Source organism: Achromobacter sp. HNDS-1 (genome assembly GCF_040084795.1).
Taxonomy (GTDB): domain Bacteria; phylum Pseudomonadota; class Gammaproteobacteria; order Burkholderiales; family Burkholderiaceae_B; genus Achromobacter; species Achromobacter ruhlandii.
On sequence record NZ_CP157584.1, the window covers coordinates 2657806 to 2671936 of the forward strand.

A 14131-nucleotide genomic window follows, 5' to 3' on the forward strand; every position below is an offset into this window, starting at 1 on the left:
ATGAGGGAAACGGGATCAGGCACAGTCCTTACCCGTGATTTCCTCGGTGGCGCGGCGCAGGATGGCGGCGATGCGGCGCTGCTCGGCCGGCGACGCGTCGGTGCGTTGCAGCAACGCATGGCGGATCGCCTGGCGCGCGTGCACGAATTCGTCGATCCAGCCGGCGGCGTCCTCGTCGTTGCCGGCGGCCGCGCGCGGTTCGCCGCTCCAGGCCTGGCGCATCCAGTCCATCTTGCGGGCAACATGCTTGAGCTTGTTGAACATCACCGACAGCCGCTCGCGGTTGGCGTCCAGGTGCGCGCGGCCGGGGTCTGCCAGGTGGTAGCGCTTCTTGCTGCCTTCCTGCTCGACGGTGGCGTAGCCCAGTTCCTCCAGGTAGGTCAGCGCGGGATAGACCATGCCGGGGCTGGGCGTGTAGAAGCCGTTGGACAGGGCGCCCAGCGCCTTGATGAGTTCGTAGCCGTGGCTGGGGTTCTGCTCCAGCAGACCGAGCAGCATCAGTTGCAGGTCGTCGGCGGTGACCTTGCGGCCGCGCGCGAAGTGGCGGCCGTCGCCGCCGAAGCTGTCGTCGGCATCGCCGCCGCGGCCGCCCCACGGGCCGCCAAACCAGCCGCCGCCCCCGCCGCCGCCGGCGTGGCGTCCGTGACGGCCGCGGCCGCCCTCGCGCCAACCGCCGGACGCGAAGTCCGCGCCGTGGCCACGCGGGCCCCGATGACCGTCGACGGCCTGGTGGTCGTGAAGGCCTTGATGGCCGTGATAGTCGCCACGTGAGTGATGATCGTGGCGGTCGTGATGATGGCCGTGGCGATCATGATGATCGTGGCGGTCCGGGTGCTCGTGGAATGCGTGTTGGCCACGATGCCCGGGGTGGCCATGGCGGCCCGGGTAGGCATCGCGCGATTCGTGGCGGGCGCCACGGGCAAAGGCGGTCAGGAAATGGAAGTGGCGCATGAATGGCCTCGCTGGGTATCTGACGTACTACTTAAGATATATCTTAAGATATAGATCGTACGATACACAGACCCGATTGCGGCCGTCAAGCGCCTTTTTCCTCCGCCTTTTTCCTCCGCCTTTTTCCTCCGCCTTTTTCCTCCGCCTTTTTCCTCCGCCTTTTTCCTCCGCTTTTTTTGCCCCGCTTTTTTTGCCCCGCCTAGCCGCGCCCCTTGTCCAGCACCCCGGCGGCAATGCCGCCCACAATGAACGCCATCCCCAGCGACAGCGGCAGGGTCAACGGCTCATGCAGCATTGCCGCCGAGCACAGCAGGCCCACCACGGGCACGCCCAGCAGGCCGATCGCGGTGACGCCCGCGGGCAGGGACCGGTTCACGTTCACCGCCGCCCAATAGGCCACGGCGATGCCAAACACCCCGCCGTAGCCCAACAGCCAGGCCAGGTCCGCATGCCACACCACCCGCGGCGCGCCTTCCGCCGCCCAGGCCACCGCGGCCAGCACGCCGGAGGCCAGCAGCGCCTGCCAGAACGCCAACTCGAACGGCGGCGTGACCCAGCGGTGGGCGCGCACGTAGACGATATTGGCGGCCCAGCACAGCGCCGCGAGCAGCACCAGGCCGTTGCCGAACACCGCCTCGCGATTGCCCCAGTCGAACGCCAACGGATTGAAGATGACGGCCAGGCCCAACAGGCCCAGCGCCAGCCCCAGTTGCCGGCCGCGTCCGATCGGCTCGCCCAGGAACAAGCGGGCGGCGGGAATGACCCACAGCGGCGTGGTGTAGGCCAGCACCACCGAGCGGCCGGCCGGCACGTATTGCAGCCCGAGGCTGACGAGCGCGGCGAACGCGCCCATGTGCAGCAGGCCCACGCTCAGGATCACCGGAATGTCGGCCCTGACCGGCCACGCCACGCGCCGCAGCGCCACGCCCAGCACCAGCAACGCGGCGGCGCCGACGACGCTGCGCGCGGCCACCGCCCAGATCGGGGTCATGTATTGCAGCAGCAGCTTGCTGACGATCCAGGTGAAGCCCCAGGCCAGCACCACCACGATGAGCAGCGACAAGGCCTGGCGGCGAGGCAGGATTTCAGTGGACATGGCGTGGGCGGAAGTAGCGGATCGCCCCGACTATAGAATCGCGTCGCGCCCCCGCCGTAGAACCACGCGGCGCCTAATCTCTGGAGCCACGCACGGCCGTGCGCGGCTTGCGCGCCAGCCAGCGCGAGAAGGCCATGGCCTGCGGCTCGTCGGGCGCGGGGGCGTACACCACCAGGCGCAGGTGGCGGCTTTCATCGACCGACAGGGTGGCGTGCTCGAACGCCACCTCGCCCAGCGTCGGCAGGCGCAGGCTGCGCACCCCCATGCAGGCGCCGTGCACGTCGTGCTCGCGCCACCAGGCCTTGAACTCGGGCGCGACGCGCTCCAGTTCGTCGACCAGTTCGGTGATGTCCGGCGCGCCCGAGGCCGAGGCAAAATCGCGCCGGAAGGTGGACAGCATGGCCGGCGCCTGCGCCGGCCAATCGACGAACAGCTCGCGCATGGCCGGGTCCACGAACAGCATCCACAGCAGGTTGCGCCGCCCCGTTGGCTGCGCGCCGAAACCGAACACGCGTTCGGCGGCGGCGTTCCACACCACCACGTCCCAGCGCAGGTTGAGGATGTAGGCGGGACGCGCGGGCAGGTCGTCCATCAGGCGCCGCACCTGCGGCGGCACGGTGCACCAGGTGCGCCCCGGCTCGGCCGGCGGACGCTGGTGCGCCAGCAGGTACAGGTGGCGCCGTTCCGCCGCGTCCAGCCGCAACACGCGCGCCAGGTTTTCCAGGAAGGTGGCCGACACGCTGATGTTGCGGCCCTGCTCGAACCAGGTGTACCAGGCCAGGCCGACGCCGGCCAGCGCCGCCACTTCCTCGCGCCGCAGGCCAGGGGTGCGCCGGCGGCCGCCGGCGGGCAGGCCCAGCGCGGCCGGACTCAGGCGCTCGCGGCGCAGCCGCAGGAATTCGGCGAGGTCGGCGCGGGTACGGTCCAGCCGCTGCGCGCCCGTGTCGAGCGCGCCGGTGCGCGGCGCCGGCGCGGCGTCATGCGAAGGGGAACGGGGCATAGGCTATTGCCTTCAGTAATAGCATAAACAGCTAAATTGTATAAGTCTGGAACAGCTCACAGAATAGCGCCGATCCCCACTCCCGCGGCCTAGTCCATGCCCTGCGCCACCCTGCCCTCGCCCTGCCCCGACACCTCCGCCCACCCCGCCACGCCGGGCCCGCTCGGCCTGGCCGTGCTGCTGTCCGGCGGCTTCATCACGATCTTCGACCTGTTCGTGGTCAACGTCGCCATCCCCAGCATGCAGCACACGCTGTCGGCCAGCTTCGCACAGATCAATTTCATCATCGTCGCCTACGAGCTGGCCTATGGCGTGCTGCTGATCGCCGGCAGCCGGCTCGGCGACCGCCATGGCCGCCGGCGCCTGTTCATGCTGGGCATGGCCGGCTTCGCGCTGGCCTCGGCGCTGTGCGGGCTGGCGCCCGATGCCAACACGCTGATCGGCGCGCGCGTGCTGCAGGGCGTGGCGGCGGCCATGCTGTTCCCGCAGGTCTACGCGCTGATCCGCGTCAGCTACGACGGCCACGCGCGGCGGCGCGCCTTCGGCCTGCTCGGCATGACGCTGGGGCTGGCGGCCATCGCCGGCCAGGTGCTGGGCGGCTGGATCGTGCATGCCGACCTGTTCGGCCTGGCGTGGCGCACGATTTTCCTGGTGAACGTGCCGCTTGGCGTGCTGGCCTGGCGGCTGGCGCGCCACATCCCCGAATCGCGCGACGCCGCCGGCGCGCCGATGGACTGGGGCGGCTCGGCGCTGGTCGGCGCGGGACTGGGCCTGTTGCTGCTGGCGCTGGTCGAAGGCCCGGCGCGCCATTGGCCCGCGTGGACGCTGGCCTGCGGCGCGGCGGCGGTCGCGTTGCTGGCGCTGTTCGTGTGGACGCAGCGCCGCGCCGGCGCAGCCGGGCGCGTGCCGCTGGTCGATATGGCGCTGCTGGCGCAACCGCGATTCGCGGCAGGCTGCCTGCTGGTGACGCTGGTGTTCTCCACCGCCAGCGCGATGTTCCTGTGCTACGCCCTGCTGTTGCAGACCGGACTGGGCGTGGACGCGCTGACGGCGGGCGCGGTGTTCGCGCCCGCGAGCGTCGGCTTCGTGGCGGGCTCGATGGCCGCGCCGCGACTCGTGGCGCGCTTCGGCACGCGCGCCATCATGGTGGCCGCGATGCTGTACGGCGGCGCCACGGCCGCGTTGATGTGGCAGGTGGACGCGGCCGGCGCCATGCTCGCGCCCTGGTCGCTGATGCCGGCGCTGATCTGGCTGGGCGCCGCGCAGGGCGCGGTCAATACACCGCTGGTCAACCTCGCGCTGGGGTTGGTGCAGGACCATCACGCGGGCATGGCCGCCGGCGTGGTCTCGACGCTGCAACAGGTCGGCGCGGCGCTGGGCGTGTCCGCCGCCGGCATGCTGTTCAGCGGCGCGCTGGACGCGCACGCCGACGCGGCGCTCGGCGATCGCTATGCACGCGCGTTCGCCAGCGCCATGCAGTTCAACGTGGCGGCGATCGCCGCGTCGGTATTGCTGCTGTGGTGGCTGGGTCGGCGGCGCTGACCTAGCCCGCCGACAATTCGCGCGCGCGTTGCTCGGCCTTGAGCGCCGCCTCGGTAATGGCGGGCGCCACGCCCGCCTCGCGCAGATGCGCCAGCGCAGCGTAGGTGGTGCCGCCCTTGGAGGTCACGCGTTCCTGCAGTTCGACCAGGGGCGCTTCGTCGCGCGCGGCCAGCTCGGCCGCGCCGCGAAACGCCGCCACCGACAGGCGGCGCGCATCGACCGCGCCAAAGCCCAGCGCCAGCGCCGCCTTTTCCAGCGCCGCCATGAAATGGAACACATAGCCCGGACCGCTGCCGGTCACGGCGGTGACCGCGTCGATCAGGGTTTCGCGATCGACCCAGATGCGCTCGCCCACGGCGGCGAACAACGCGTCCACCTGCTCGCGCTGCGCCGCGCCGCAAGCCTGGCTGGCGTACAGGCCCGTCATGCCCAGCCCGACCTTGGCCGGCGTGTTGGGCATGGCGCGCACGATACGGGCATGGCCGTCCAACCATTGCGACAACGCCGTGAGATTGACCCCCGCCGCGATGCTGACCACCGTCGTCTGCGCGCGTAGATGCGCCTGGACTTGCCCGCACGCCTCGCGCAACACCTGCGGCTTGGTCGCCAGCACGCACAGCGCCGCGTCGGCGATCTCGGCGCCAACGCTCTCGCGGCACGTCACGCCGCGCGCGAGCAGGCCGGCGCGGGTGGGCTCGAAGGGTTCGATCACCAGGAAATCCGCCAGCTGGCGGCCCTGCCCGAGCAATCCCTCGATGATGGCGCTGGCCATGTTGCCGCCGCCGATGAAGACGATTTTTTCTTGCATGATCCTGATTCCTTTCCTCAATCGAAAATTGGCCGGCGCCTGCGCACCGCCGTGGCATCCAGCGCGCCAATGCGAGTGCGCCCGAGCAGCCGCAATGTGTTTTCCAGCTCGGCGCGCAGGATTGCCAGCACCTCGCCCGCGCCGCCCGGCCCCCGACCCGCCAGTCCATACAGCGGCGCGCGGCCCAGCAGCACCGCGCGCGCGCCCAGCGCCGCCGCCTTGGCGATATCGCTGCCGCGCCGCACCCCGCCATCCACCAGCACGTCGAGCGACTGCCCCAGTTCGGCCGCGACCTCCGGCAGGACTTCGAGCGGGCAGGGAGCGCACTCCAGCTGCCTGCCGCCGTGGTTGGACAGCACGATGCCGTCCACGCCGCGCGCCTTGGCCCGGCGCGCATCGGCCAGCGTCTGGATGCCCTTGATGACGATGCGGCCGCGCCACCGGCGGCGCAGCCAGTCGATGTCGTCCCAGGTCAAGGCCAGGTCCATCTGGCGGCTCAGGGCGGACGCCTGTTCCGTGATGTTCTCCCGCGCGTTGGAACTGACGGCCAGGTTCTTCAGTTGCGGCCCGCCGCCGCGCAGCATGCGCCAGCACCAGCCCGGATGCGCCGCCAGGTCCAGCAGCAAGCGGCCGGAAGGACGCAGCGGCAGTTGGAAGCCGTTGCGCTTGTCATGGTCGCGATTGCCATGCACCGGCACGTCGACCGTCAGGAACAGCGCCGTGTAGCCGCTGCTCCAGGCCCGGTCCATCAGGTGTTCGGCGATGCGGCGGTCGCGCTGCACGTACAACTGCAACCACAGCTCGCCCGCGCCCGCCGCGCGCACTTCCTCCAGCAGCGAGGTCGATGCGGTGGACAGCACGAACGGCAGCCCCGCTCGATGCGCGGCGCGCGCCAGGTGCACGTCCGCGTCGGGCCAGAACAGCCCGTTCAGGCCCGTCGGCCCGACGATCGCGGGCATGGCCGCGGCCGCGCCCAGGACGGTGGTTTGCAGCTGGCAGTCGGTGACGTCCGCCAGCACCTCGGGCACGAATTCCAGCGCGCCGAAGGCGGCCACGTTGCGCCGCAACGAGGCGCCGTCCTCGGCGCCCCCGTCCAGATAATCGAAGGCCAGCCGAGGCAGTCGCTTGCGCGCCTGCGCCCGGTAATCCATCACGCTGGGCAGCATCTCTCTTCCTTGTTGGCGGGAATCCGATTAAATTACATATCGAACGTATCGATTGTATTTCGATTGTTTTTTTAGACGATTGCCAGGATGTTCCGCCCTAGGACATACCCTCAATTCAATCGTTATACGATTACTTAAATCGAAAAGCGATTTAAGTAATCGTATGCTGTGTCTCAACGTGATCGGCTTTTCTACCCCCGATCTCCATGGGACGACAGACATGACCACAGGCACCTCCCTGCTCGATGCGCTCATCCAGGCCTTGGGCGACAGCGCGATCCTGCGCACCGACACCGACATGGCCGGCTACACCGAAGACTGGCGCGGCCGCTACAAGGGCGCGGCGCTCTGCGTGGCCCTGCCGAATTCCACGCAGCAGGTCGCCGACATCGTGCGCCTGTGCAACGCCCACGCCACCCCCGTGCTGCCGCAAGGCGGCAACACCAGCCTGTGCGGCGGCGCGGTGCCGGACGAAGCGGGCCCGCCCCCCGTCATCGTCAATCTCTCCCGTCTGCGCCAGATCCGCCGCGTGGACCCGGCCAACAACTCGATGGAAGTCGAAGCCGGCTGCGTGCTGGCCGCCGTGCAGCAGGCCGCCGCGGAACAAGGCCGCCTGTATCCCATCAGCCTGGGCGCGGAAGGTTCATGCCAGATCGGCGGCACCATCGCCACCAACGCCGGCGGCACCGGCGTGCTGCGCTACGGCAATACGCGCGACAACATCCTGGGCCTGGAGGTCGTGCTGCCCGACGGCTCCATCTGGAACGGCCTGACCGCCCTGCGCAAGAACAATACGGGTTTCGACTTGAAGCACCTGTTCATCGGCGCCGAAGGCACCCTGGGCATCGTGACCGCGGCCGTGCTGAAGCTGCACCCGCTGCCCACCCGCCACGCCATCGCCTGGCTGGCGCCCACCGATCCCCAGGCCGCGCTCGATATCCTGGGCCTGTTCCAACAGCAGTGCGGCTCGCGCCTGTCCGCCTTCGAGATGATCGACAGCAACCAGCTGGACATCGTCATGACGCACGTGCCCGGGCGCAAGAATCCGCTCAGCGGCGCGCATCCGTGGCATGTGCTGGTGGAGCTGTCGGACACCGGCGGCGGGACGGAACTGCAGGACGTGCTGCAGCAGATCCTGGAGCAGGCGTCCGAACAGGGCCTGCTGCACGATGCCGTGGTGGCCAGCAACGACAGCCAGCGCGCCGCGCTCTGGGAAGTCCGCCACAGCGTCTCGGAAGGCAACAAGAAAGCGGGCGTGGGCCTGACCACCGACAGCGCGGTGCCCGTCTCGAGCGTGCCGCGGTTCATCGCCGCCGCCACCGACGCCGTGCGCCGCCTGGTGCCCGACCTGCCCATCCTGATCGTCGCCCACCTGGGCGACGGCAACGTCCACTTCATTCCGTTTTTCACGTTCGACGCCTGGAACGCGCTGCCCCAGCGCGACGCCATGGCGGCCGCCATCCGCCGCGCCGTCAACGACGTGGCCGATGCGCTGGGCGGCACCTTCAGCGCCGAGCATGGCGTGGGCCGCACGTCGCTGGCCGAAATGGCGCACTACAAGTCCCCGGTCGAACTGGCCATGATGCGCACGCTGAAAGCCAGCTTCGACCCCGCCGCCCTCTTCAATCCCGGTCGCTTGCTGCCCTGAAGCCGCCCTTCCCGTCCGCCGTCCCGCTGGAGCCCTTCCATGAAATCCCCCTCCTACAACGCCTCGCGCCGCCGCGCGCTCAAGACCGCCGCCGCCGGCGTCGCCACCCTGGCCATGCCCATGATCTGGACGCCGTCGCGCGCGGCCTCCAAGCGCATCGTCGTGCGCGATGACGGCGGCATCTACAGCAAGGCCTATGGCGCGGTGTTCTACAAGCCGTTCACGGACGCCACCGGCATCCAGGTGGTGGGCGTGCAGGCCAACGCCGAGCCCACCGCGCAGATCCGCAGCATGGTGGACACCGGCAACTACACCTGGGACATGGCCAAGATCAGCCAGCCCGCCATCCTGATGCTCACCGAAGGCGGCAAGGTCTATCTGGAAAAACATGGCCTGGAATCGGACCCGGTCGTGGCCACCATCCCCAAGCAATACATGTCGCCCTATGGCGTGGGCAACAACGTCTACACCACGGTGCTGGCCTATCGCACCGACGCCTTCAAGGGCCGCCGCGCCCCGGCGTCGTGGGCGGACTTCTGGGACGTCAAGAACATCCCCGGCCGGCGCGGCCTGCGCAAGCATCCGTTCGACACCATCGAGGAAGCGCTGATGGCCGACGGCGTGCCGACCGACAAGGTCTACCCCTGCGACATCGACCGCGCGCTGGCCAGCCTGGACAAGATCAAGCCGTCGGTCGATGTGTGGTGGAACACCGGCGCGCAGGTCGAGCAGATGCTGGGCTCCGGCGAAGTCGACATGATCGCCACCTGGGTTTCCCGCGCGCAATCGGCCATCGCCAACGGCGCGCCCGTGCAGATCGTGTGGGACCAGAACATCTGGGGTTGCGACAACTGGTCGATCCTGAAAGGCACGCCCAACGCCGACGCCTGCCGCGAATTCATCAAGTTCGCCTCGGACCCCAAGCGCCAGGCCGCGCTGGTCGAGTTCTTCGCCGCCGGCGTGACCCAACCCGCCGCGTTCGATCACATCAAACCCGACGTGGCGCGCAATTGCCCGACCCACCCCGACAACATCAAGACCGGCCTGCACATCAACGCCGCCTACTGGCTGGACAAGCAGCGCGACGTGCTCGAGCGCTTCAACGGTTGGGTCTTGAAGTAACACCTTGCATACGCCGAACACCATGTCTTCTTCCAATCTGCAGATCTCGGGCCTGGGCAAGCGCTACGGCGATTTCGTCGCCCTGGCGCCCACGCACCTGGATGTCGCCCGCGGCGAATTCCTGACCCTGCTGGGCCCGTCCGGGTCCGGCAAGACCACGCTGCTGAGCCTGATCGCGGGCCTGGCCAGGCCCGACGAAGGCCGCGTGCTGATCGACGGCAACGACGTCACCCACGGCGCGCCGTACGAGCGGGACATCGGCATGGTGTTCCAGAACTATGCGCTGTTCCCGCACATGACCATCCTGGAGAACATCGCCTTTCCGCTGAAGATGCGCAAGGTGCCGGCGGCCGAGGCGAAGCGGCGCGCGCAGGAAGCGCTGGACATGGTGCGGCTGCCGCAGGTCGGCGCGCGCCTGCCGCGCGAACTGTCGGGCGGCCAGCAGCAGCGCATCGCGCTGGCGCGCTGCATGGTCTACCGCCCCGCGATCATCCTGATGGACGAACCGCTGGGCGCGCTGGACAAGAAGCTGCGCGACCAGATGCAACTGGAGATCAAGCGCATCCACCGCGAACTGGGCACCACCATCGTCTACGTGACGCATGACCAGGAAGAGGCCATGACCATGTCCGATCGCATCTGCCTGATGAATGGCGGCGCGATCGAGCAACTGGGCACGCCAGCCGACCTGTACTTCCGTCCACGCACCCTGTTCGTGGCGGACTTCCTGGGCGAATCCAACCTGCTGCGGGGCGAGGTCACGGCCATCGACGGCCCCACCTTGACGGTCAGGTTGACGCAGCAGGGCGTCACCGGGCAGGCCCTGTCCAACGGCGCCGCGATCAAGGTCGGCCAGAAGGTCACGCTGATGGTGCGGCCGCAGAACCTGCAGGCCGGCCCCGCCCGGGAGCACGGCCAGGCCCTGACCGGCAGGCTGCTCGACGTGATGGTGACCGGCAGCCTGACCAAGCTCTATCTCGATTCGGGCGCGCCCGACAGCGCCCCGCTCGTGGTCGCCTACCCCACGCGCCGCCAGGCCGAGCAGTACGCCATCGGCCAGCCGCTGTCGGTGACCTGGCTGGCCGCCGACGCGGTCGCCATCGCGGAGTGACCGCATGAGCCCCCTCGCCCCTCCCCGCAAGCGCATGAGCCAGGGCCGCCGCCATTTCCTCATGGCCGCGCCGCTGGCGATCCTGTTGCTGGTGCTGCTGATCTATCCGGTCGGCCAGTTGCTGCTGCTGAGCTTCTACGGCGACCAGGGCTTCTCGCTGGCGCAATACCACCGGCTGTTCGAGTCGTCGGTGTATGTCAACGTGCTGCTCATCACGCTGAAGATATCGCTTTGGACGACCTTCTTTGCCGTGGTGGCCGGCTACCCGGTCGCCTACCTGATCTCCAGCCTGTCGGCCCGGCGCAAGACGTCGCTGCTGTTCTGGGTGTTGCTGTCGTTCTGGACCAGCTTCCTGGTGCGCACCTTCGCGTGGGTCGTGCTGCTGGGCCGCAACGGCGTGGTCAACCAGATGCTGCAGGCGCTGGGCATCCTGGATGCGCCGGCCAACCTGCTCTACAACTTCGGCAGCGTGCTGGTCGGCATGGTGCATGCGCTGATGCCGCTGGCGGTGCTGACGATGCTGTCGGTCATGGAGAACATCGACCGCAACCTGCCGCGCGCCGCGTCCACCCTGGGCGCGCGCCCCGGCACCGCGTTCTGGAAGATCTACTTCCCGCTGTCCATGCCCGGCGTGGCCGCCGCGGCCATCATGGTGTTCGTCACCGCCATCGGCTTTTTCATCACCCCGGCGCTGCTGGGCGGCCGCAAGGAGACGATGATCACCCAGATCATCATCGACCAGGTGCAGCAGACCATGAACTGGGAATTCGCCGGCGCGGTGTCGGTGCTGCTGCTGGTGGTGGTGCTGGCCGTGTTCGCGCTGTACGACCGGATACTCGGCCTGTCGACCATGACCGGCGCCGGCGCCTCGCGCCCCCGCGCCTCGGCCAAGCCCGGCCTGGCGCGCCGCGCGGGCGAGGTCCTGCTGGACCTGCTGGCCGCGCTGTCCGACCGCCTGTTCTCGCTGCTGCCCACGCGCCTGCGCCGTTCGGTGTCAGGCACCGGCCAATCGCGCACCCTGTGGTGGATCGTGCTGGCGGTGCTGGCCTTCCTGTCCGCGCCCGCCTTCCTGATGATCCCGCTGTCGTTCGATTCCGGTTCCGGCCTGACCTGGCCGCCCAAGGGCTTTTCGCTGCAATGGTACGAGCAGATGTTCACGTCGCCGGTGTGGATGCAGGCCATCACGCGCTCGCTGGTCGTGGGCGTGGGCACCGGCCTGCTGGCCATGCTGATCGGCACGCCGGCCGCCTTCCTGCTGGTGCGCGCCGACATGCGCGGCAAATCCGCCATGCTGGCCTTCGTGCTGTCGCCCATCGTGGTGCCGCGCATGATCATCGCGGTGGGCATGTTCTATTTCTTCGCCCGCGTCGGCCTGGTCGGTTCGACCGTTGGCCTGATCCTGGCGCACACGGTGGTGGCGGTGCCGTACGTGGTGATCACCATGATGGCGGTGCTGCGCAACTACGACACGCGCCTGGACCTGGCGGCGCAGAGCCTGGGCGCGGGCCCCTGGGCGACCTTGCGCTTCGTGACCTTCCCGATCCTCGGCGCGGGGCTGATGTCATCGTTCCTGTTCGCTTTCGCGACTTCGTTCGACGAGCTGACGATCGCGCTGTTCGCCTCGGGCGGCCTGAACGCCACCCTGCCCAAGCAGTTCTGGGATGAGGTGACGCTGCAGATCTCCCCGGTGATCGCCGCCGTGTCCACCTGCCTGTTTATCTTCATCGCCGCGCTGATCTGGCTCGCCGACCGGCTGCGCCGCCGCAGCCTGGCGGGCTGAGACGCGGCGCCGTTTCCCTTCCATCAGGATTTTTCCATGTTGAATGCAAGCCACCTGCGCGGCGTGTTTCCCGCGATTCCCACCCCGGTCAACGCCGACGACACCATCAACGCCCCGGCGGCCCAGGCGCTGATCGCCTACCTGCTCAAGCAGGGCATCGACGGCATCGTGCCGCTGGGCGGCACGGGTGAATACGGTGCTTTGGCGCGGGCCGAACGCATCCGCATGTGCCAGTTGACGGTGAATGCCGTGGCCAAGCGCGTGCCGGTGATCCCCGGCGTGCTGGACCCGGGCTTTCACGACGCCCTGCAGGCCGGCCGCGAATTCGCCGACGCGGGCGCCGACGCGCTGATGGTGCTGACGCCCTACTACACGACCCCCACCCAGGCCGGCATCCGCGACTATTTCCTGCGCTACGCCGACGCATCGCCGCTGCCGGTGATGATCTACGAGATCCCGTATCGCACGCGCATCGCGATCGCGCCGGAAGTGCTGCACGAACTGTCGCGCCACCCGAACATCATCGGCATGAAGGCCTGCAACACGGACATGTACCACTTCCTGCGCACGGTGGCCGGCGTGGACGAATCGTTCGCCGTGTTCAGCGGCGAGGACACGCTGCTGCCGGTTCACCTGGCCGCCGGCGCCCAAGGCGGCATCGTGGTGACGGCGAGCCTGCTGCCCAAGGCCTGGCGCAAGGTCTATGACCTGGCCGCCGCGGGCCGCACGCGAGACGCCATGCTGCTGCACCGCCGCCTGATCCCGCTGATGAACCTGGCGTTCGCCGAGACCAATCCCGGACCGATGAAGTCCGTGATGGACCTGATCGGCGTCGATGCGCCGGAAGTCCTGGATCCCCTGGTGCAGCCCGGGGCCGACCTGCAGGCGTCCTTGCGGGCGGTGGTCAAGCCGTTGCTGGCGGAGTTCGAAGGCGTTTGAGACAGGCGCTTCGGGAAGGACTGGGCGCGATCGATCGATGGCGCCCGGCCCTTACCTCGAATACGCCGAGAACTTGGACTTGGAGATGGACGTGGCCGCCACCTGCACGTGCTGCGCCAACTCCGCCTCGACCCTGGCAACGGTCCATCGCGTCGTCGGCACGGAGATGTTGATCGCCGCCACCGCCAATCCGCGATGATCGATCACCGGCGCCGCCACCGAAATATCTCCCAGCACCGTTTCGTTCACGATGATCGCGTAGCCCTTCTCGGCCACGCGCTGCGCGCGCTCGAGCAGCTTGTCGGGATTGACTTCCGTGTAGGGCGTGATCGGCTCCAGGCGGGTCCGCGCCAGGATTTCGCGGCGCTGCTCATCCGACAGGCGTGACAGGATCGCCGTGCCCGACGCGGTGAAAAAGGCCGGCAGGCGGCTGCCCACGGCGATGTCCACGTTGACCAGGTGATGGCCGGGAAAGCGGGCCACGAACACGATCTCGTGCCCGTCCAGTTCTTGCAGGTTGGTGGTTTCGCCCAGGGTGCGGCTGATGTCCAGCAGATAGGGCGACGCCTTGTCGATCAACTCATTGGCGCGCACGTAGTTGTACGAGAACTGCAGCACCTTCGGCGTCAGTCCGTAATTGCGCGTGTCCGGAATGCGGCGCAGATAGCCCAGCATTTCCAGCGTGTAGACCAGGCGTTGCGTCGCGCTGCGGTCCAGGCCCGACGCGCGCGCGATGTCGGCCAGCGTCATGTGGCGCTTGGGGCCGTCGAAAGCATGCAACACCTGGAAGGCTTTTTCGGTCGAGCCTACAAACAGCGAAGACCGGGTCTCGGTCGCCGCCTGCGTCTTGTCCGTATCGTCGGGCTTGCTTTTGGGCACGGGAAACAGCCTATTGAGGAAGGAACGTGCGCGCAGGTTGGAAGGCGCGGTTGCCAGCTTGCCGGCGGCAATCACGCGTATCGCACACC

12 protein-coding genes are annotated in these 14131 nt (G+C 68.7%); 6 read left to right on the top strand and 6 right to left on the bottom strand.

Features of this window, described 5'->3' with window-relative positions; all coding sequences use genetic code 11:
• Positions 1–15 precede the first annotated feature (15 nt).
• The 3 genes from ABFG95_RS12315 to ABFG95_RS12325 form a co-directional block, all read right to left on the bottom strand.
• On the bottom strand, positions 16–951 hold the full coding sequence (locus ABFG95_RS12315) for a PadR family transcriptional regulator (protein WP_254601027.1): 936 nt from the start codon (positions 949–951) through the stop codon (positions 16–18).
• Positions 952–1150: 199 nt separating this feature from the next.
• Positions 1151–2047, bottom strand: a complete 897-nt coding sequence (locus tag ABFG95_RS12320) for a DMT family transporter (protein WP_348995970.1) — start codon at positions 2045–2047, stop codon at positions 1151–1153.
• 73 nt (positions 2048–2120) lie between these two features.
• Positions 2121–3047, bottom strand: coding sequence for a helix-turn-helix transcriptional regulator (locus ABFG95_RS12325; RefSeq protein ID WP_348995971.1), 927 nt, complete (start codon positions 3045–3047; stop codon positions 2121–2123).
• A gap of 96 nt (positions 3048–3143) precedes the next feature.
• On the opposite strand from ABFG95_RS12325, the gene ABFG95_RS12330 reads away from it, so the two are divergent.
• Positions 3144–4589: an MFS transporter gene (locus ABFG95_RS12330; protein WP_348995972.1), complete on the top strand. Its 1446-nt coding sequence runs from the start codon at positions 3144–3146 to the stop codon at positions 4587–4589.
• 1 nt (position 4590) lies between these two features.
• Here ABFG95_RS12330 and proC read toward each other — a convergent pair whose 3' ends face one another.
• Together proC and ABFG95_RS12340 are read right to left on the bottom strand one after the other, a co-directional pair.
• Complete coding sequence (gene proC, locus ABFG95_RS12335; protein WP_068949890.1) at positions 4591–5397, bottom strand: pyrroline-5-carboxylate reductase; 807 nt, start codon at positions 5395–5397, stop codon at positions 4591–4593.
• A gap of 17 nt (positions 5398–5414) precedes the next feature.
• Positions 5415–6563, bottom strand: coding sequence for an alpha-hydroxy acid oxidase (locus ABFG95_RS12340; RefSeq protein ID WP_278990976.1), 1149 nt, complete (start codon positions 6561–6563; stop codon positions 5415–5417).
• A 220-nt stretch (positions 6564–6783) separates the two neighbouring features.
• Here ABFG95_RS12340 and ABFG95_RS12345 point away from each other — a divergent pair, with 220 nt between their 5' ends.
• The 5 genes from ABFG95_RS12345 to dapA are packed head-to-tail and all read left to right on the top strand — an operon-like array spanning position 6784 to position 13163.
• Positions 6784–8211 (top strand): FAD-binding oxidoreductase, encoded by a 1428-nt coding sequence (locus ABFG95_RS12345; RefSeq protein ID WP_238909452.1) that lies wholly within the window; start codon positions 6784–6786, stop codon positions 8209–8211.
• Between the two features lie 39 nt (positions 8212–8250).
• Positions 8251–9333: an ABC transporter substrate-binding protein gene (locus tag ABFG95_RS12350; RefSeq protein ID WP_054414558.1), complete on the top strand. Its 1083-nt coding sequence runs from the start codon at positions 8251–8253 to the stop codon at positions 9331–9333.
• A gap of 22 nt (positions 9334–9355) precedes the next feature.
• Positions 9356–10444: an ABC transporter ATP-binding protein gene (locus ABFG95_RS12355; protein WP_278990979.1), complete on the top strand. Its 1089-nt coding sequence runs from the start codon at positions 9356–9358 to the stop codon at positions 10442–10444.
• Between the two features lie 4 nt (positions 10445–10448).
• Positions 10449–12224, top strand: coding sequence for an ABC transporter permease subunit (locus tag ABFG95_RS12360; protein ID WP_063568754.1), 1776 nt, complete (start codon positions 10449–10451; stop codon positions 12222–12224).
• 36 nt (positions 12225–12260) lie between these two features.
• The gene (gene dapA / locus ABFG95_RS12365) at positions 12261–13163 is read left to right on the top strand and encodes a 4-hydroxy-tetrahydrodipicolinate synthase (protein WP_175144893.1); all 903 of its coding nucleotides are present in this window, start codon (positions 12261–12263) and stop codon (positions 13161–13163) included.
• A gap of 51 nt (positions 13164–13214) precedes the next feature.
• On the opposite strand, the gene ABFG95_RS12370 is transcribed toward dapA, so the two are convergent.
• Positions 13215–14042 (bottom strand): IclR family transcriptional regulator C-terminal domain-containing protein, encoded by an 828-nt coding sequence (locus ABFG95_RS12370; protein ID WP_063580603.1) that lies wholly within the window; start codon positions 14040–14042, stop codon positions 13215–13217.
• Positions 14043–14131: the final 89 nt, after the last annotated feature.

Bases quoted from the DNA above. Each gene is read 5' to 3' on its own strand.
- ABFG95_RS12325 (WP_348995971.1), bottom strand. From the start codon at position 3,047: ATGCCCCGTTCCCCTTCGCATGACGCCGCGCCGGCGCCGCGCACCGGC.
- proC (WP_068949890.1), bottom strand. From the start codon at position 5,397: ATGCAAGAAAAAATCGTCTTCATCGGCGGCGGCAACATGGCCAGCGCC.
- ABFG95_RS12340 (WP_278990976.1), bottom strand. From the start codon at position 6,563: ATGCTGCCCAGCGTGATGGATTACCGGGCGCAGGCGCGCAAGCGACTG.
- ABFG95_RS12330 (WP_348995972.1), top strand. From the start codon at position 3,144: ATGCCCTGCGCCACCCTGCCCTCGCCCTGCCCCGACACCTCCGCCCAC.
- ABFG95_RS12345 (WP_238909452.1), top strand. From the start codon at position 6,784: ATGACCACAGGCACCTCCCTGCTCGATGCGCTCATCCAGGCCTTGGGC.
- ABFG95_RS12315 (WP_254601027.1), bottom strand. From the start codon at position 951: ATGCGCCACTTCCATTTCCTGACCGCCTTTGCCCGTGGCGCCCGCCAC.
- dapA (WP_175144893.1), top strand. From the start codon at position 12,261: ATGTTGAATGCAAGCCACCTGCGCGGCGTGTTTCCCGCGATTCCCACC.
- ABFG95_RS12360 (WP_063568754.1), top strand. From the start codon at position 10,449: ATGAGCCCCCTCGCCCCTCCCCGCAAGCGCATGAGCCAGGGCCGCCGC.
- ABFG95_RS12355 (WP_278990979.1), top strand. From the start codon at position 9,356: ATGTCTTCTTCCAATCTGCAGATCTCGGGCCTGGGCAAGCGCTACGGC.
- ABFG95_RS12350 (WP_054414558.1), top strand. From the start codon at position 8,251: ATGAAATCCCCCTCCTACAACGCCTCGCGCCGCCGCGCGCTCAAGACC.
- ABFG95_RS12320 (WP_348995970.1), bottom strand. From the start codon at position 2,047: ATGTCCACTGAAATCCTGCCTCGCCGCCAGGCCTTGTCGCTGCTCATC.